The sequence below is a fragment of the Salmonella sp. SAL04157 genome, from assembly GCF_046551635.1.
Lineage (GTDB): Bacteria > Pseudomonadota > Gammaproteobacteria > Enterobacterales > Enterobacteriaceae > Salmonella > Salmonella enterica.
Genome location: NZ_JBGDVS010000002.1, coordinates 499,682 through 518,270, shown reverse-complemented (window position 1 = coordinate 518,270; position 18,589 = coordinate 499,682). Strand labels below are relative to the sequence as shown.

The 18,589-nt window shown below is 53.5% G+C and carries 18 protein-coding genes; 16 read left to right on the top strand and 2 right to left on the bottom strand.

Annotation, left to right across the window (positions count from 1 at the left end; translation table 11 throughout):
- Positions 1-74 precede the first annotated feature (74 nt).
- Entirely contained in the window at positions 75-1,583 is a 1,509-nt protein-coding gene (locus ACLJRE_RS06190) for a YdgA family protein (protein ID WP_017441033.1), read from the top strand.
- Positions 1,584-1,640: 57 nt separating this feature from the next.
- Here ACLJRE_RS06190 and ACLJRE_RS06185 read toward each other — a convergent pair whose 3' ends face one another.
- Complete coding sequence (locus ACLJRE_RS06185) at positions 1,641-2,669, bottom strand: Mal regulon transcriptional regulator MalI (RefSeq protein WP_023212218.1); 1,029 nt, start codon at positions 2,667-2,669, stop codon at positions 1,641-1,643.
- A gap of 172 nt (positions 2,670-2,841) precedes the next feature.
- Between ACLJRE_RS06185 and malX the strand changes: the two genes are divergently transcribed.
- The 3 genes from malX (at position 2,842) to add (ending at position 6,831) form a co-directional block, all read left to right on the top strand.
- Positions 2,842-4,434 carry a maltose/glucose-specific PTS transporter subunit IIBC gene (malX, locus tag ACLJRE_RS06180; protein WP_000208903.1) on the top strand — a complete coding sequence of 531 codons (1,593 nt, stop codon included), beginning with the start codon at positions 2,842-2,844 and terminating at the stop codon, positions 4,432-4,434.
- Positions 4,435-4,443: 9 nt separating this feature from the next.
- Positions 4,444-5,616, top strand: coding sequence for a MalY/PatB family protein (locus ACLJRE_RS06175; protein ID WP_023212219.1), 1,173 nt, complete (start codon positions 4,444-4,446; stop codon positions 5,614-5,616).
- A 213-nt stretch (positions 5,617-5,829) separates the two neighbouring features.
- Entirely contained in the window at positions 5,830-6,831 is a 1,002-nt protein-coding gene (gene add, locus ACLJRE_RS06170; protein ID WP_000565564.1) for an adenosine deaminase, read from the top strand.
- 74 nt (positions 6,832-6,905) lie between these two features.
- Here add and ACLJRE_RS06165 read toward each other — a convergent pair whose 3' ends face one another.
- On the bottom strand, positions 6,906-7,946 hold the full coding sequence (locus ACLJRE_RS06165; protein WP_000998242.1) for an oxidoreductase: 1,041 nt from the start codon (positions 7,944-7,946) through the stop codon (positions 6,906-6,908).
- A gap of 207 nt (positions 7,947-8,153) precedes the next feature.
- Between ACLJRE_RS06165 and blr the strand changes: the two genes are divergently transcribed.
- The 12 genes from blr (at position 8,154) to gstA (ending at position 18,587) form a co-directional block, all read left to right on the top strand.
- Complete coding sequence (gene blr / locus ACLJRE_RS06160) at positions 8,154-8,279, top strand: division septum protein Blr (protein WP_001708800.1); 126 nt, start codon at positions 8,154-8,156, stop codon at positions 8,277-8,279.
- 297 nt (positions 8,280-8,576) lie between these two features.
- Positions 8,577-8,792 (top strand): transcription modulator YdgT, encoded by a 216-nt coding sequence (gene ydgT, locus ACLJRE_RS06155; protein ID WP_000217946.1) that lies wholly within the window; start codon positions 8,577-8,579, stop codon positions 8,790-8,792.
- An 88-nt stretch (positions 8,793-8,880) separates the two neighbouring features.
- Positions 8,881-9,321, top strand: a complete 441-nt coding sequence (locus tag ACLJRE_RS06150) for a DUF2569 domain-containing protein (protein WP_000214061.1) — start codon at positions 8,881-8,883, stop codon at positions 9,319-9,321.
- A gap of 76 nt (positions 9,322-9,397) precedes the next feature.
- The gene (gene rsxA, locus ACLJRE_RS06145; RefSeq protein ID WP_000133179.1) at positions 9,398-9,979 is read left to right on the top strand and encodes an electron transport complex subunit RsxA; all 582 of its coding nucleotides are present in this window, start codon (positions 9,398-9,400) and stop codon (positions 9,977-9,979) included.
- Positions 9,979-10,557, top strand: a complete 579-nt coding sequence (gene rsxB, locus ACLJRE_RS06140; RefSeq protein WP_001092600.1) for an electron transport complex subunit RsxB — start codon at positions 9,979-9,981, stop codon at positions 10,555-10,557. The genes rsxA and rsxB overlap by 1 nt, the downstream gene beginning before the upstream one ends.
- The gene (gene rsxC, locus ACLJRE_RS06135) at positions 10,550-12,757 is read left to right on the top strand and encodes an electron transport complex subunit RsxC (RefSeq protein ID WP_023212220.1); all 2,208 of its coding nucleotides are present in this window, start codon (positions 10,550-10,552) and stop codon (positions 12,755-12,757) included. Before rsxB ends, rsxC begins: the two co-directional genes overlap by 8 nt.
- Positions 12,758-13,816: an electron transport complex subunit RsxD gene (gene rsxD, locus ACLJRE_RS06130; protein ID WP_023212221.1), complete on the top strand. Its 1,059-nt coding sequence runs from the start codon at positions 12,758-12,760 to the stop codon at positions 13,814-13,816.
- A gap of 3 nt (positions 13,817-13,819) precedes the next feature.
- Positions 13,820-14,440: an electron transport complex subunit RsxG gene (rsxG, locus tag ACLJRE_RS06125; RefSeq protein ID WP_000920817.1), complete on the top strand. Its 621-nt coding sequence runs from the start codon at positions 13,820-13,822 to the stop codon at positions 14,438-14,440.
- Between the two features lie 2 nt (positions 14,441-14,442).
- Positions 14,443-15,135: an electron transport complex subunit E gene (locus ACLJRE_RS06120; RefSeq protein ID WP_001289628.1), complete on the top strand. Its 693-nt coding sequence runs from the start codon at positions 14,443-14,445 to the stop codon at positions 15,133-15,135.
- Positions 15,135-15,770 carry an endonuclease III gene (gene nth, locus ACLJRE_RS06115; RefSeq protein WP_001030318.1) on the top strand — a complete coding sequence of 212 codons (636 nt, stop codon included), beginning with the start codon at positions 15,135-15,137 and terminating at the stop codon, positions 15,768-15,770. The genes ACLJRE_RS06120 and nth overlap by 1 nt, the downstream gene beginning before the upstream one ends.
- Positions 15,771-16,371: 601 nt before the next feature.
- On the top strand, positions 16,372-17,877 hold the full coding sequence (dtpA, locus tag ACLJRE_RS06110; RefSeq protein WP_000100909.1) for a dipeptide/tripeptide permease DtpA: 1,506 nt from the start codon (positions 16,372-16,374) through the stop codon (positions 17,875-17,877).
- Positions 17,878-17,981: 104 nt separating this feature from the next.
- Positions 17,982-18,587, top strand: a complete 606-nt coding sequence (gstA, locus tag ACLJRE_RS06105) for a glutathione transferase GstA (protein WP_000765727.1) — start codon at positions 17,982-17,984, stop codon at positions 18,585-18,587.
- Positions 18,588-18,589 lie beyond the last annotated feature (2 nt).

The following is an 18,589-nucleotide window of genomic DNA, read 5'->3' as shown; positions in this document are numbered from 1 at the left end:
GCTAAGCTTATAACAGACGTAAAACTCCTCCAGGCGGTTTAATCCGCCTGGTTTCATTTTTATGGACAATTGATATGAAAAAAACACTGGTAGCTGCAGGTGTAGTAATTGCACTTGGCATCGTCTGGACAGGCGGCGCCTGGTATACGGGGAAAAAGCTGGAGAACCATCTTTCAGAAATGGTGACTCAGGCCAATGAACAGCTCAAGCGTACTGCGCCGGAGGCCGGTGTCGAATTAAGTTATCAAAACTACCAGCGTGGCGTGTTCAGTAGCCATCTGCAACTGGTTGTCAAACCGGTTGCCGGCGCAGACAATACCTGGTTGAAGCCTGGGCAAAGCATTGTGCTGGACGAGTCCGTTTCACATGGTCCCTTCCCGCTCGCCCAGCTCAAAACGCTCAATCTGATCCCTTCTATGGCGTCGGTAAAAACCACCCTGGTGAATAACGATGCGGCAAAACCCCTCTTTGATATCGCGAAAGGCGACACGCCCTTTGTTATCAATACCCGCATTGGTTATGGCGGCGATACCCGCTCCGATATCTCTCTCAAGCCGTTAAACTACGAGAATGCCGGTGAAAAGGTCGCCTTTAGCGGCGGCGAGTTCCAGCTTAACGCCGATAAAGACGGTAATGTGGTTTCGCTGTCGGGCGAAGCGCAGAGCGGCCTGGTCGATGCCGTTAACGAATATAATCAGAAGGTCCAACTCACCTTTAATAATTTGAAAACAGACGGTACCAGTAAGCTGGCAAGCTTTGGCGAGCGTGTAGGCGACCAAAAGTTAACGCTGGATAAACTGTCCATCGCCATTGAGGGTAAAGAGATGGCGGTGCTGGAAGGGATGGAAATTGCCGGCAAGTCCGATCTCGTCAACGACGGAAAAACCATTAACAGCCAGTTGGATTACTCGCTTAACAGCCTGAAAGTGCAGAATCAGGATTTGGGCAGCGGTAAATTAACGCTGAAAGTCGGTCAAATCGACGGCGAAGCCTGGCACCAGTTTAGTCAGCAATATCATGCGCAAACGCAGGCGCTGTTGAATCAGCCGGACGTGGCGCAGAATCCTGAGCTTTATCAGCAAAAAGTCACTGAAGCGTTCTTTAGCGCTCTCCCCGTGCTGTTAAAAGGCGATCCGGTACTGACCCTGGCGCCGCTTAGCTGGAAAAACGCCAAAGGGGAAACCACGCTGAATCTGTCGCTGTTCCTCAAAGATCCGGCAACCACAACGGCACAACCGCAAACGCTGGCGCAGGAAGTCGACCGCTCCGTGAAATCGCTGGATGCGAAACTGGCAATTCCAATGGACATGGCGGTCGAGTTTATGACGCAGATAGCAAAGCTGGAAGGCTATCAGCAGGATGATGCGGAAAAACTGGCAAAACAGCAGGTGCAGGGGCTGTCCGCAATGGGTCAGATGTTCCGACTGACAACGCTGAAGGATAATACTATCGCCTCCAGTTTGCAGTACGCCAATGGCCAGATCACGCTCAACGGACAAAAAATGCCGTTGGAAGACTTTGTCGGCCTGTTTGGGATGCCGGCGCTTTCCGTTCCGGACGTTCCGGCGCTGCCTCAACAATAATCGCCTTGCCGGGTGTCGCGACGCTGCACCCGGTCTGCGCCGAACGACGCGCAGCCTCTACTTTTGCGTTACCAGGCGAGCGGCTATCGTTTGACTCCGCACATGGTGCTCGTCGTGAGCAATACGCTGCAATATTCGTTCGGCCAGGGTATAGCCTATTTCTCGCGCCGGCGTACTGGCCCAGATAATCGGCAGGTCGTCGAGGGCGTTCTCCGCCACATCAGCAAACGCCGCCAGCGACACCTGCTGCTCGAAATAACGATCGACACCGCTCTCGCCACTCTGTCGTCCGGCTCTCAGTAGGCCAAACCACGCCCCCATCGCAATGGTTTCGTTGTAACAAACGACCGCGCTAATGGTCGGATTGTATCGCAACAGCGCAGTAATGCTTTCTGCTGCCTGTTTCTGACTGGAAGCGCATTCCACGACCCACTCGCTGTGAAACGGTAGACCGTATTTTAACAACGTCGCACAATAGCCGCCCACGCGCTCCGCACGGGTTAAAGATGCGCTTTGTCCTCCCAGCCAGGCGATGCGCTGATGGCCCTGACGAATAAGGTACTCCGTCAGGAGCTGCGCCGCCTGCATGTTGTCAGGCCGAACGGTATCCGCATCATCAAGATAGCTGGCGCGTGACGCAAACACCACCGGAATTCCTTGTGCGTCGGCCTGCGCTCTCAGCGCTTCGCTACTACCCGCCGCACCGGCGATCACCATGCCATCCACGCCCTGATTAAGCAGCATGGTAAAACGCTGATTTAGCTGTTCGCCATCTTTCCCCCCGTGCAGGAGAAAAACCATACGGCCTTGCGCTTCCAGCGCTTCCGTTAACCCGGCGGTCAATTCGGCATAAAAGGGTGCCGATAAATCACGCACGATCAAACCGATAACGCCGCTTTGCCCGCCACGCAGCGCGGACGCCTGGCGGTTACGCACAAAACCCAGTTGTTCAATTGCCGCGTTCACGCGCTCGCTGGTCGCGGCCGATATTCGCCCCTTGCCGCTCAGCACTAAGGAAACGGTGCTCACCGACACACCAGCCGCCAGCGCAACATCGTGGATAGTGATTTTTTTGGCGATAGCCATGTCAACAAATCGCTCCAGAATCTGGCAGATAAAACGTTTTACCTATCCGTTATCTTTATACGCGTTATTATCGGTCAGTAATGTGATTAATGCCGCACTAAAATTTGATAAAACGTTTTATCTTTTCGCCATCATAACCTGACACCGGCCTTTATTAACAAGGAGTCGTTAGATGACGACGAAAACCACGCCAAAAATAACGCTATGGGAATTTTTCCAGCAACTGGGCAAAACGTTTATGTTGCCCGTCGCCTTGCTCTCGTTCTGCGGCATTATGCTCGGTATCGGCAGCTCACTCAGTAGCCACGACGTTATCACCCTGCTCCCCGTGCTGGGTAATCCCTTGCTACAGGCTATCTTCACCTGGATGAGTAAAGTAGGTTCTTTTGCCTTTAGCTTCCTGCCGGTGATGTTTTGTATCGCGATTCCGCTCGGTCTGGCGCGGGAAAACAAAGGCGTCGCCGCATTTGCCGGGTTCGTCGGTTATGCGGTCATGAACCTTGCAGTCAACTTCTGGCTCACGGCAAAAGGCATTCTGCCGACCACCGATGCGGCGGTGCTGAAAGCCAATAACGTACAAAATATTCTGGGCATCCCCTCTATCGATACCGGCATCCTCGGCGCCGTTATCGCTGGTATTATTGTCTGGATGCTGCATGAACGGTTTCATACCATTCGTTTGCCGGATGCGCTGGCTTTTTTCGGCGGTACGCGTTTTGTACCTATCGTTTCCGCCGTTGTGATGGGGCTTGTCGGCCTGGTTATCCCGCTCGTCTGGCCGGTTTTTGCGATGGGAATTAGTGGACTGGGTCATATCATCAATAGCGCCGGCGACTTTGGACCGATGATTTTCGGCACCGGCGAGCGCCTGCTGTTGCCTTTTGGTCTGCACCATATTCTGGTAGCGCTGATTCGCTTCACCGAGGCGGGGGGTACGCAAGAGGTATGCGGGCATACCGTGAGCGGCGCATTGACTATTTTCCAGGCCCAACTCAGTTGCCCAACGACGCACGGCTTCTCTGAAAGCGCCACTCGCTTCTTATCGCAAGGCAAAATGCCAGCGTTTCTCGGTGGGTTGCCGGGCGCCGCGCTGGCAATGTACCACTGTGCCCGTCCAGAAAACCGCCCTAAAATTAAAGGATTATTGATTTCCGGTTTAATCGCCTGCGTTGTCGGCGGTACAACGGAGCCGCTGGAATTCCTGTTCCTGTTCGTAGCGCCGGTGCTGTACGTTATTCATGCTCTGCTGACCGGGCTGGGCTTTACCATCATGGCTATTCTCGGCGTCACTATCGGCAATACGGATGGCAATATTATTGACTTTGTGGTGTTTGGCATCCTGCATGGTCTGTCAACAAAATGGTATCTGGTACCGGTAGTGGCGGCGATTTGGTTTGCGGTTTACTACCTCATTTTCCGCTTCGCCATTACACGCTTTAACCTCAAAACACCGGGGCGCGAAGCGGAGATCGCCACCAGCATTGAAAAAGCGATCGCTGGCGCGCCAGGAAAATCCGGCTACAACGTGCCTGCTATCCTGGCGGCATTAGGCGGCACGGAAAACATCGTGAGTCTGGACAACTGCATCACCCGCCTACGTCTGTCCGTGAAAGATATGTCGCTTGTCGATGTCCAGGCATTGAAGGACAATCGTGCGATAGGCGTCGTACAGCTCAATCAGCATAATTTGCAGGTGGTTATCGGCCCGCAGGTTCAGTCGGTAAAAGATGAAATGGTTGGTCTGATGAATACCGTTCAGGCATAAGGAAGAGATATGTTCGATTTTTCACAGGAAGTTGACCGTCGCGGGACATGGTGTACGCAGTGGGATTATGTCGCCGATCGTTTTGGCGAAGCCGATCTGCTCCCCTTTACGATCTCGGATATGGATTTTGCCACCGCGCCGTGTATCCTGGAGGCGCTAAACCAGCGCCTTTCCCACGGTGTGCTGGGCTATAGCCGCTGGAAAAATGAGGCGTTTTTAGGGGCGATTACCCACTGGTTTGCGACACGCCATCAGACCACGATAGATGCCCACTCCCTCGTATACGGCCCCTCCGTTATCTATATGGCGTCCGAGCTTATCCGCCAGTGGTCCAACGAAGGCGATGGCGTGGTAGTTCATACCCCCGCTTACGATGCTTTTTATAAAGCGATTGAAGGCAACCATCGCATCGTCACTCCCGTCCCGCTGGAGAAAGAAGGCAACGCCTGGTATTGCGATATGGTCAAACTGGAGGCGGCGCTGGCGCGTCCGGAAAGCAAAATCCTGCTGTTGTGCAGTCCGCAAAATCCCACCGGTAAAGTGTGGACGCGTGACGAGCTGGAAACGATGTCAACGCTGTGCGAGCGCCATGGCGTACGGGTAATTTCCGATGAAATTCACATGGATATGGTGTGGGGAAACCAGCCGCATATTCCCTGGAGCAATGTCGCGCGCGGAGACTGGGCGCTGCTCTCCTCCGGCTCGAAAAGCTTCAACATTCCGGCATTAACCGGCGCTTATGGAATCATTGAAAATAGTGAAAGCCGTGAACGCTACCTGGCCGCCTTAAAAGGGCGCGACGGCCTCTCTTCGCCAGCGGTGCTCTCGCTCACGGCGCATATTGCCGCGTATCAGCACGGCGCGCCGTGGCTGGATGCGTTACGCGCCTCGCTGGCGGCTAATATGCGCTATATTGAGCAGGCGCTGAATGGCGCCTTTCCGACGTTGAACTGGCAAGCGCCGCCATCGACCTATCTGGCCTGGATTGATCTCCGTTCACTCGGCATTGACGATCAAAAATTACAGCACACGCTCATTCATCAGGAGAAAGTCGCCATTATGCCCGGCGATACCTATGGCGCAGAAGGCCGGGGATTTGTGCGTCTGAATGCCGGATGCCCTCGCCTGAAACTTGAAAAAGGCGTCAACGGATTGATTAACGCTATCCGCACCGTTCGCTGATACCGTCTACAAGCGGGGTGTTGACCCTTTATCCTAAGATGCGATAACAGAGCCCCCCGTGAGCTAACCGGGGCGCGTTAAAGAGAATGATACAAAATTTCTCCCGCGCTCTCGCGAAGTTGCAACGTAATGACTCCGTTTTTGCAAAATTTCCAGAGGATTATCAATCTGTAGTATAATGGTGCGCACTTTTATTAAAAATTGAGTGCGCCCATGATTGATATTACGCTTCCTTTGACTGACATCCACCGCCACCTTGATGGCAACATTCGCGCCCAAACAATTCTGGATCTTGGTCGGCAGTTCAACATCGCCCTTCCCGCCCAAACGCTGGAAACGTTGATTCCGCATGTCCAGGTCACCTCAACCGAACCCGATTTAGTGAGCTTTCTCACGAAGCTCGATTGGGGGGTAAAAGTCCTGGCATCGCTTGACGCCTGCCGCCGTGTGGCCTTTGAAAATATTGAAGATGCCGCACGTAACGGCCTGCATTACGTCGAGCTTCGCTTTTCGCCCGGCTATATGGCGATGGCGCATCAGTTACCGATCGCAGGCGTGGTTGAAGCCGTTATCGACGGAGTACGCGACGGCTGTAACACGTTTGGCGTCGAGGCGAGACTCATTGGCATTATGAGCCGTACCTTCGGCGAGGCGGCATGTTTACAGGAGCTTGATGCGCTGTTGGCGCACAGAGAGAAAATCACCGCGCTGGATTTAGCCGGTGATGAGCTGGGCTTTCCCGGCAGTCTGTTTTTGTCGCACTTTAATCGGGCGCGCGATGCGGGCTGGCATATTACCGTTCACGCTGGCGAAGCCGCAGGGCCGGAAAGTATCTGGCAGGCGATTCGCGAACTGGGGGCCGAACGTATCGGACATGGCGTAAAAGCTGTCGAAGATCGCGCGTTAATGGATTTTCTTGCACAGCAGCGTATCGGTATTGAATCCTGTCTGACCTCGAATATTCAGACCAGTACCGTCGCATCACTGGCAGACCATCCGCTCAAAACCTTCCTTGAGCATGGCGTTCTCGCCAGTCTTAATACGGACGATCCGGCTGTTCAGGGCGTAGATATTATCCATGAATATCACGTCGCCGCGCCAGCGGCAGGATTGAGCCGCGAACAGATTCGCCAGGCGCAGATTAACGGTCTGGAAATCGCCTTTCTGAGCGATGACGAAAAACGTGCGCTGCGCGAAAAAGTGGCCGCGGCGTAAGATTGCTTTATTGATGCTAACGCCCTCTCTCCGCCTGCGGTTTAATGCTATCCCAGGCGGAGAAATGCGACATCTCAGGCAAGACACAGCGTCGCGCGATGTTTTGCCGATTCCATGCCCAGTTCAATCAACTCCATAATTTGAATCGCCTGGCTTGCCGGCACGGGATTTTCACCGTTACCGTTTAACGCATCGCGGATGGCGGCATAATATGCCGGATAGTTACCCGGCAACGTAAGCCAGTTTTCTTCTTTGCGCGTCTCTCCCTCAACCAGGGTCAATACGCCGTCACGCATGTCATATCCCCAGTCTTCCTGCGGTAAACGCTCGCCGTTTTTTAACCGTTCTTCCTGGGGATCGAGGCCATATTTTACATAGCTACCGCGCGAACCATGAACGATGTATCGCGCGGATTCCGCCGCGGCCAGCATCGTACCGTGCAAAATCACGCGGCGCTGGGGGTAGGATAAAATCGCGTGGAAATAATCTGTAGATTGCGCACCCGGACGCAGCTGCGCTAAATCCACCGTCATGCTGACCGGCAGGCCAAAAAGTTGAATGGCCTGATCCAACAAGTGCGGCGCCAGATCGTACCAGATACCACTTCCCGGCCCGCCTTGCTCGCGCCAGCGGTCGCGCACCTGGGGACGGAAGCGATCAAAGTGGGATTCAAACAAGGACACCTCGCCGAGCACGCCATCCGCCAGCAAGGCCTTCAGCGTCAAAAAATCGCTGTCCCAGCGTCGGTTGTGGAAGACGGAAAGTACCCGACCAGTGCTCCGCGCAAGCGCATCCAATTCTCGCGCCTGTGACAGTGTCACGGTAAAGGGTTTATCAACCACCACATGCTTACCGGCTTCCAGCGCAGCTTTCGCCAGCGGGAAATGGGTATCGTTGGGCGTCGGGATCACGATCAGGTCGATATGCGGATCGTTAAATAAATGTCGGGGCTCAGAGACCACGGAAACCGCCGGCCAATCTGCTTTCACTTTTGTTTCATCGCTGCTGGATACCGCCGCAAGCTCTAGCCCTGGCGTTCCCATAATTAAGGGCGCATGAAAGGTTTTACTGGCGTAGCCATAACCGATTAACCCAACGCGGATTTTGTCATTCATCTCACTGCCTCCGGTTTTAGATATCGCTATTCCACACCATCGTGCGATTAGCCGCAATAGCGTCCTGACCATCAACGTAGCATCAAATGATTAACTTGTTACAGAACAGAGGCTGAAATCGTTTCCCTCCCTCTTGCCGACCGTTCGCCAGGAAAGTAACATTTACCCTCTGTGTTTATGGATAAATCAAAGCAAATGTCGTCAATAATGAATCGTCTTATTGAATTAACTGGGTGGATAGTTCTCGTTATCTCAGTCATTCTTTTAGGTATTGCCAACCATATTGACAATTACCAACCACCAGAGCCCACGGCTTCCGTTCAGAAGAAGTAAGCGTCAGATAATGTAAAGGCATTTTCGCGTGGTACGGTAAGCGGCGCCCCGGGGGGGTGCAAAGAAAGTCAAAAACCGGCAAAAAAAACGAAATATGTCCTATCTGGTCTGACGTTTATTGCCTGTTGTAGGAAAGCGCGTTAACCTTTCGCCCCAGGCGCCATGTGGCGCCTGACTCTTTACCGGTAAGAATATTCCCTTTTTACCTGCACCCCTGACCTCTCACTGGTGCGGTTTTGTTTATTTTTTATCAGTGACTACTCCGTTGGCATTATATTTAATATGGATCAACTTTATATGACTGTTCAGGATTATCTATTAAAATTCCGCAAAATTAGTTCGCTCGAAAGTCTGGAAAAACTGTTCGACCACCTTAACTATACCCTTACTGATGACATGGACATTGTTAATATGTATCGCGCTGCAGATCACCGCCGTGCCGAACTGGTTTCCGGAGGACGCCTGTTTGATGTAGGTCAGGTTCCGCAATCCGTCTGGCGCTATGTGCAATAAAGAAAGTAGCGTTTAACATCAAAAACCTTATAATATTTGCCCCAAAATGAGCGGCATGGCCGTTAATGCGCGTAACCCCGGAGAAGATATGACTACAACACCGCCACAACGAATTGGAGGCTGGCTTCTTGGCCCGTTAGCCTGGCTGTTAGTCGCGTTGTTGAGCGCCTCGCTGGCGTTATTACTCTACGTTATGGCGCTTGCCACACCGCAAACGTTCAAGACGCTTAGCGGACAGGAAACCGGTAATTTACTGCTATGGGGCATTTCATTTATTACCGCTATCGCCATGTGGTACTATACCCTGTGGTTGACGATCGCATTCTTCAAGCGCAGACGCTGCGTGCCGAAGCATTACATTATCTGGCTGCTGGTGTCGGTGTTACTGGCGGTTAAAGCATTTGCCTTTTCGCCCGTCTCAGATGCCTTTGCCGTGCGTCAGTTACTCTTCCCACTGTTGGCGACGGCGCTCATTGTGCCTTATCTCAAACGTTCAGCGCGCGTTAAAACAACGTTTGTTAATCCGTAATAACCCTACAGTTAACCTGTTGTCGCCTGTGGTAGTTTGACAGATAATAGGCGGCTTTTTTATTTCAGGCCGAAACATGACTGATTACCTGCTGCTCTTTGTCGGAACTGTACTGGTCAATAACTTTGTACTGGTCAAATTCCTGGGCCTTTGTCCCTTTATGGGCGTATCCAAAAAACTGGAAACCGCCATGGGGATGGGCCTCGCGACGACCTTTGTCATGACGCTGGCGTCGATATGCGCCTGGCTTATCGACACCTGGATACTTATTCCGCTGGATCTGATTTATCTGCGGACGCTGGCCTTTATCCTCGTCATTGCTGTGGTCGTGCAATTTACCGAAATGGTTGTACGGAAAACCAGCCCGGCGTTATACCGCTTGTTAGGCATCTTCTTACCACTGATTACCACTAACTGTGCGGTTCTGGGCGTAGCGTTACTGAATATTAATCTCGGTCATCACTTTCTTCAGTCGGCGCTGTACGGATTTTCCGCCGCCGTCGGTTTTTCATTAGTGATGGTTCTGTTTGCCGCCATCCGCGAACGCCTTGCCGTGGCGGATGTGCCCGCCCCTTTTCGTGGTAACGCGATAGCATTGATTACCGCAGGATTAATGTCTTTGGCCTTTATGGGCTTTAGTGGTTTGGTGAAGTTGTAATGAATACTATCTGGATTGCCGTTGGCGCCCTGACCCTTCTGGGCCTGGTGTTCGGCGCCATTCTGGGTTATGCCTCCCGCCGATTCGCGGTTGAAGATGATCCGGTTGTTGAAAAAATCGATGCGATTTTGCCGCAGAGCCAGTGTGGTCAGTGCGGCTATCCCGGCTGTCGCCCCTACGCCGAAGCCGTGGGTCTCCAGGGCGAGAAAATCAATCGTTGCGCGCCCGGCGGCGAAGCCGTCATGCTGAAAATGGCAGAGCTGCTAAACGTAGAGCCGCAACCATGCGATGGTGAAGAACAGCAGGCTGCGCCAGTACGTATGCTGGCAGTTATTGATGAAAATAACTGCATTGGCTGCACAAAATGCATTCAGGCCTGCCCGGTTGACGCCATCGTTGGCGCAACGCGCGCCATGCACACGGTCATGAGCGATCTCTGTACTGGCTGTAATCTGTGCGTCGATCCGTGTCCGACGCACTGCATCGAATTACGTCCGGTGAATGAGACGCCCGACAGTTGGAAATGGGATTTGAACACCATTCCCGTTCGCATCATTCCCGTGGAACAACATGCTTAAACTATTTTCCGCTTTCAGAAAAGATAAAATCTGGGATTTCGACGGTGGTATTCATCCGCCCGAAATGAAGACCCAGTCAAACGGCACGCCGCTGCGCCAGGTGCCTTTAGCGCCGCGCTTCGTTATCCCCTTAAAACAGCACATTGGCGCTGAGGGCGAGCTGTGCGTTAGTGTCGGCGATCGCGTGCTACGCGGCCAGGCGCTTACCCGTGGACGTGGGAGAATGCTGCCGGTACACGCGCCCACCTCCGGGACGGTTATCGCTATTGCCCCCCACTCGACGGCACATCCTTCGGCGCTGGCGGAGTTAAGCGTCATCATTGATGCCGACGGCGAGGACCGCTGGATTGAACGCGAGGGCTGGTCTGATTACCGCGCCCACAGCCGTGAAGCGCTCATTGAACGCATTCATCAGTATGGCGTTGCCGGGCTTGGCGGCGCGGGGTTTCCCACCGGCGTTAAATTGCAGGGCGGCGGCGATAAAATCACCACGCTTATTATCAATGCCGCAGAGTGCGAACCTTACATTACGGCGGACGATCGTTTGATGCAGGACTGCGCCGCGCAGATTGTGGAAGGTATTCGCATCCTGGCGCATATTCTGCAACCGCGTGAGGTATTAATCGGCATTGAAGATAACAAACCGCAGGCTATTTCCATGCTGCGCGCCGTACTGGCTGACGCCCACGATATTTCGTTACGTGTTATCCCAACCAAATACCCTTCCGGCGGCGCAAAACAGCTCACCCAAATACTGACGGGAAAACAGGTTCCCCACGGCGGGCGCTCCTCTGATATTGGCGTGCTGATGCAAAACGTCGGTACGGCTTATGCCGTTAAACGCGCCGTGGTTGACGGCGAACCGATCACAGAACGCGTTGTCACCTTAACGGGTGAAGCGGTAAGCCGTCCGGGTAACGTCTGGGCGCGGCTCGGCACTCCCGTTCGTCATTTGCTTAACGATGCCGGGTTCTGCCCTTCCGCTGACCAGATGGTCATCATGGGCGGCCCGTTGATGGGATTCACCCTTCCCTGGCTTGACGTACCGGTCGTAAAAATCACCAACTGCCTGCTGGCGCCATCCGTGACTGAAATGGGAACGCCTCAGGAAGAGAAAAGCTGTATTCGTTGCAGCGCATGCGCTGACGCCTGCCCTGCCGACCTTTTACCGCAGCAGCTTTATTGGTTCAGCAAAGGGCAGCAGCATGACAAGGCTACCGCACACCATATTGCTGATTGTATAGAATGCGGCGCCTGCGCCTGGGTCTGCCCGAGTAATATTCCGCTCGTCCAATATTTCCGTCAGGAAAAAGCGGAGATTAATGCGATCAGGCTTGAAGAAAAACGCGCCGCCGAAGCCAAAGCGCGTTTTGAGGCTCGTCAGGCAAGACTGGAGCGCGAAAAAGCCGCCCGCCTTGCACGTCATAAGAGCGCAGCGGTACAACCAGCGGCAAAAGATCAGGATGCCATTGCCGCTGCGCTGGCGCGGGTCAAAGAGAAACAGGCGCAGGCCACGCAACCGGTGGTTATTCAGGCGGGTAGTCTGCCAGACAATAGCGCCGTCATCGCGGCCCGTGAAGCGCGTAAAGCGCAAGCGCGCGCTAAACAAGCCACTCATCCGATGGCTGACAGCGCGATACCCGGCGACGACCCGCGTAAAGCTGCAGTGGAGGCAGCCATCGCCCGCGCCAAAGCCCGTAAGCAGGAGCAGCAGGCCGGAAGCGAACCTGCCGAACCGGTCGATCCGCGTAAAGCCGCGGTGGAGGCGGCTATCGCTCGCGCCAAAGCCCGTAAGCAGGAGCAGCAGGCCGGAAGCGAACCTGCCAAAGCGGTCGATCCGCGCAAAGCCGCGGTGGAGGCGGCTATCGCCCGCGCCAAAGCCCGCAAGCAGGAGCAGCAGGCCGGAAGCGAACCTGCCGAACCGGTCGATCCGCGTAAAGCCGCAGTGGAAGCGGCTATCGCCCGCGCCAAAGCCCGTAAGCAGGAGCAGCAGGCCGGAAGCGAACCTGCCGAACCGGTCGATCCGCGCAAAGCCGCAGTGGAAGCGGCCATCGCCCGCGCCAAAGCCAGCAAGCAGGAGCAGCAGGCCGGAAGCGAACCTGTCGAACCGGCCGACCCGCGTAAAGCCGCGGTTGCTGCGGCGATCGCCCGCGTTCAGGCAAAAAAAGCAGCACAGCAGCAGGTAGTTAACGAGGATTAAATGGTATTCAGAATCGCAAGCTCGCCTTATACCCATAACCAGCGCCAGACATCGCGAATCATGTTGCTGGTATTAATCGCCGCTCTGCCGGGGATTGCCGCGCAGACGTGGTTTTTTGGTTGGGGAACGCTTTTCCAGATCGTTCTGGCTGCCATCACGGCGCTCGTCGCGGAAGCCATTGTCCTTAGACTGCGCAAACAACCGGTCGCCAGTCACCTACAGGATTATTCCGCGTTATTGACGGGGCTTTTGCTGGCGGTCAGCATCCCTCCGCTCGCGCCCTGGTGGATGGTCGTGCTGGGAACCGGATTCGCCATTATTATCGCTAAACAGTTATATGGCGGGCTGGGACAAAACCCCTTTAATCCGGCAATGATCGGTTACGTGGTGCTCTTAATCTCCTTTCCGGTGCAAATGACAAGCTGGTTGCCGCCTTATGAAATAGCCGCAACAACGCCCGATATGCTGGACACGTTGCGGATGATTTTTACCGGGCATACCGCCAGCGGCGGCGATATGACACTGCTACGTATTGGTATTGACGGTATCAGCCAGGCGACGCCGCTGGATACGTTTAAAACGTCCTTGCGCGCCGGGCACTCCGTTGAGCAAATCATGCAGTACCCGATATACAGCGGCGCGCTGGCTGGCGTGGGCTGGCAGTGGATTAACCTCGCCTGGCTTGTCGGCGGCGTATTCCTGCTGTGGCAAAAAGCTATCCGCTGGCATATCCCGGTCAGTTTTCTACTGACGCTGGCGCTATGCGCCGCGTTAGGTTGGCTTTTCTCGCCCGCTACGCTGGCCTCGCCGCAGCTTCATCTGCTGTCAGGCGCCACCATGCTGGGCGCATTTTTTATCTTGACGGATCCGGTTACCGCCTCCACGACCAACCGTGGACGTTTAATTTTCGGCGCGCTGGCTGGGGTATTAGTGTGGCTGATTCGTAGCTTCGGCGGCTATCCGGACGGCGTTGCTTTTGCTGTCCTGTTGGCGAATATCACGGTTCCTCTGATCGACTACTACACGCGCCCCCGCGTCTATGGACATCGCAAAGGATAAACCATGCTGAAAACGATTCGTAAACACGGTATTACGCTGGCGCTTTTTGCCGCAGGTTCTACGGGATTGACTGCGGTGATTAATCAGATGACAAAATCAACCATCCACGAACAAGCGCTGCAACAACAGCATGCCCTGTTCGATCAGGTATTGCCGCCAGATCGTTACAATAATAATCTGCAAGATAGCTGTTATCTGGTCGATGCGCCCGCCCTCGGCAAAGGCACACATCGTGTTTTTATCGCTCGCAAGGATGATAAACCCGTAGCGGCCATCATTGAGGCCACCGCGCCAGATGGCTATTCCGGCGCTATCCAGCTCATTGTTGGCGCAGATTTCAACGGTACCGTCCTGGGGACGCGCGTGACGGAACATCATGAGACGCCAGGGTTAGGTGATAAAATTGAGCGCCGTTTGTCTGACTGGATTACCCACTTTAGCGGTAAAACCATCAGCGGTGAAAATGATACGCACTGGGCGGTGAAAAAGGATGGCGGTGATTTTGATCAATTTACCGGGGCGACAATAACGCCGCGCGCCGTGGTGAATGCGGTTAAACGCGCCGGGCTGTACGCCGAATCACTGCCCGCTCAGCTCCCCCATTTAACCGCCTGTGGAGAATAGCCATGAGCGAAATAAAAGACATTGTTGTTCAGGGGTTATGGAAAAATAACTCTGCTCTGGTGCAGCTACTTGGCCTGTGCCCTTTACTGGCGGTGACGTCTACGGCAACCAACGCTCTGGGGCTGGGTCTGGCCACAACGCTGGTATTAACGCTGACCAACCTTACGGTATCCGCACTACGTCGCTGGACGCCGGCAGAAATCCGTATCCCGATTTACGTTATGATCATTGCCTCGGTGGTAAGCGCAGTACAGATGCTGATCAATGCGTATGCGTTCGGTTTATATCAGTCTTTAGGGATTTTTATTCCGCTGATTGTAACGAACTGCATTGTTGTCGGTCGCGCCGAAGCGTTTGCCGCGAAAAAAGGACCGTGGCTTTCCGCGTTGGACGGTTTTTCCATCGGCATGGGCGCGACAGGCGCGATGTTCGTGCTGGGTTCGCTGCGCGAGATCCTCGGGAATGGTACGCTTTTCGATGGCGCGGATAGCCTGCTGGGAGGCTGGGCAAAAGTATTACGGGTCGAGATATTTCACACCGACTCGCCTTTCCTGCTGGCGATGCTACCGCCAGGCGCGTTTATCGGCCTGGGGCTCATGCTGGCGGTAAAATATCTTATTGATGAAAAAATGAAGAAACGCCGCGCCGAAACCGCGCCTTCCGCTGTTCCGGCAGGTGAAACAGGGAAAGTCTGATGAACAAAGCAAAAAGGCTGGAAATTCTGACGCGCCTGCGCGACAACAATCCGCACCCCACAACGGAACTCAATTTCACGTCGCCGTTTGAGTTGCTGATTGCCGTGTTGCTTTCCGCGCAGGCAACCGACGTCAGCGTGAACAAGGCTACCGCCAAACTTTACCCGGTCGCCAATACGCCAGCCGCGATGCTGGAACTGGGCGTAGAAGGCGTGAAATCCTATATCAAAACCATCGGTTTATTTAACAGTAAAGCGGAAAACGTGATTAAGACCTGCCGTATTTTACTGGACAAGCATAATGGCGAAGTGCCGGAGGATCGGGCGGCGCTGGAAGCGCTTCCCGGCGTGGGCCGTAAAACCGCTAACGTGGTGCTAAATACCGCCTTCGGCTGGCCGACCATCGCCGTTGATACGCATATATTTCGTGTATGCAACCGAACACAGTTCGCGCCGGGTAAAAATGTCGAGCAGGTAGAAGAGAAGTTACTGAAAGTAGTGCCGAATGAGTTCAAAGTGGACTGCCATCACTGGTTAATTTTGCATGGCCGCTATACCTGTATCGCCCGAAAACCCCGCTGCGGCTCCTGCCTCATTGAAGACCTTTGCGAATACAAAGAAAAAGTCGATATTTGATATGGTCGGAGTGCGTCCGTCACGCCAGCGCGCTCCCACCTTCGGCCTGGATCTATTTTAGCCATCAATCATTCCAGTCTCTGTCCTTTTTCTGATGTAATGTGCTTTCGTTTTCCCTCCACGTCAGGTTAATCATTTTTTTAATCGCAAAAATTTCTATCTATCCGTGATCAGGATCACTTTGATAACTTCATGTGAAATTTAATGACATCTAAGGTTACATTTACAACCGGATAGACTGACGCCCCGTTTTCACTACAAAATATTACTCTGCCATTTTTTCAGATAATGGCCTATATCACTGCTTTTCACCTTAAATAGCAGAAGATATCGCCTTTCACCCAAACCAATGGCCTTTTTGCAGTGTAAAAATCTGCCATTCTTCAAATGAAGAAATTTAACGCTGGATAACATTTCTGACATCGGACGATTCAACCAGAAGAGTTATATGTAACAGATTATTACAAAGCTCTTGTCTGGAGAGGAAAGATAGTGAACATTACCTGCCGTTTCCCCTCCAATATAACAATCGGACGGATGAGTCTGACTCATCACGCGCCAGACAATCCCTGTTAATACGGGGCGTAAAAAAGAGGTAAAAGTGTCTACTGCAAACAAAAAACCAACTGAAAGCGTCAGTTTGAACGCTTTCAAACAACCGAAGGCGTTCTATCTCATCTTCTCGATAGAGTTATGGGAGCGTTTTGGTTATTACGGCCTGCAAGGCATTATGGCCGTCTACCTGGTAAAACAACTGGGTATGTCAGAAGCGGATTCCATCACCCTTTTCTCTTCCTTCAGTGCGCTGGTGTACGGCCTGGTCGCCATTGGCGGTTGGTTAGGTGATAAAATTCTGGGCACTAAACGCGTTATTATGCTGGGTGCCGTGGTGCTGGCTATCGGTTATGCGCTGGTCGCATGGTCTGGTCATGACGCTGGCATCGTCTATATGGGCATGGCGGCTATCGCTGTGGGTAACGGTCTGTTTAAAGCTAACCCGTCTTCCCTGCTGTCTACCTGTTACGCGAAGGACGATCCGCGTCTCGACGGCGCATTTACGATGTATTATATGTCCGTCAACATCGGCTCCTTCTTCTCTATGCTGGCGACGCCGTGGCTGGCGGCGCGTTATGGCTGGAGCACCGCGTTTGCGCTTAGCGTCGTCGGTATGCTGATAACCGTCGTTAACTTTGCTTTCTGCCAGCGTTGGGTGAAAAGCTACGGTTCCAAACCCGACTTTGAACCGATCAACTTCCGTAATCTGCTGCTGACAATCGTGGGTATTGTCGTTCTGATTGCGGTCGCCACCTGGCTGCTGCACAACCAGGACATCGCGCGTATGGTGCTGGGCGTAATCGCTCTTGGCATCGTCATTATCTTCGGTAAAGAAGCGTTTTCCATGCACGGCGCGGCTCGCCGTAAAATGATCGTCGCCTTTATTTTGATGCTGCAGGCGATTATCTTCTTCGTACTGTACAGCCAGATGCCGACGTCGCTGAACTTCTTTGCCATTCGTAACGTCGAGCACTCTATTCTCGGTATCGCGTTCGAACCGGAACAGTATCAGGCGCTGAACCCATTCTGGATCATTATCGGCAGCCCGATTCTGGCCGCTATCTATAACAGGATGGGCGATACGCTGCCGATGCCGATGAAATTCGCCATTGGTATGGTGCTGTGTTCCGGCGCGTTCCTGATTCTGCCGCTGGGCGCCAAATTTGCGAACGATGCCGGCATCGTATCCGTAAACTGGCTGATCGCAAGCTACGGCCTGCAAAGTATCGGTGAGCTGATGATCTCCGGTCTGGGACTGGCAATGGTCGCACAGTTGGTTCCGCAGCGTCTGATGGGTTTCATCATGGGTAGCTGGTTCCTGACAACGGCAGGCGCTAACATCATCGGCGGTTATGTCGCCAACCTGATGGCTGTGCCGAGCGACGTGACTGACCCACTGATGTCCCTGGAAGTCTATGGTCGCGTATTTATGCAGATTGGCATAGCAACCGCCGTTATCGCCATCCTGATGCTGCTGACAGCGCCTAAGCTGAACCGTATGACCCAGGACGATGATAACGCTGAAAAAGGCTCTAAAGCCGCTACAGTTTAATTTTCCGGGAAACAACATTCAGGCCGCTAACTGTGCGTTAGCGGCTTTTTTTTTGCTCGTCCCCGCACTACCATACTTTAAACCTCAGCAAAAAGGAGTTACCGATGAAACTGTTCTACAAACCGGGTGCCTGCTCTCTTGCTTCCCATATTACCCTGCGCGAAATTGGCAAAGACTTTACGCTTGATGGCGTCGATCTCGCAAAAAAACGCCTGGAAAACGGTGATGATTACCTGGCAGTCAACCCTAAAGGACAGGTTCCGGCTCTGCTGCTGGATGACGGCACACTGTTGACTGAAGGCGTCGCCATTATGCAGTACCTCGCCGACAGCGTTCCCGACCGCCAGCTTCTGGCGCCGGTAAGTAGTCTTGCTCGCTATCATACGCTGGAATGGCTCAACTATATTGCAACGGAACTGCATAAAGGCTTTACCCCGCTGTTCCGCCCTGACACGCCGGAAACACTTAAACCCGCCGTTCGCGCCGGTCTGGAAAAGAAATTGCAGTATGTGGATGAGTCGCTTTCAGACGACCAGTGGATTTGCGGCCAGCGTTTTACCATTGCAGACGCTTATCTGTTTACCGTATTGCGTTGGGCCTATGGCGTAAAACTGAATATGGACGGGTTAACGCATATTGAAAGTTATATGCAGCGTGTCGCAAAAAGACCGACCGTTGCGGCAGCGCTTAAAGCGGAAGGACTGAATTAATG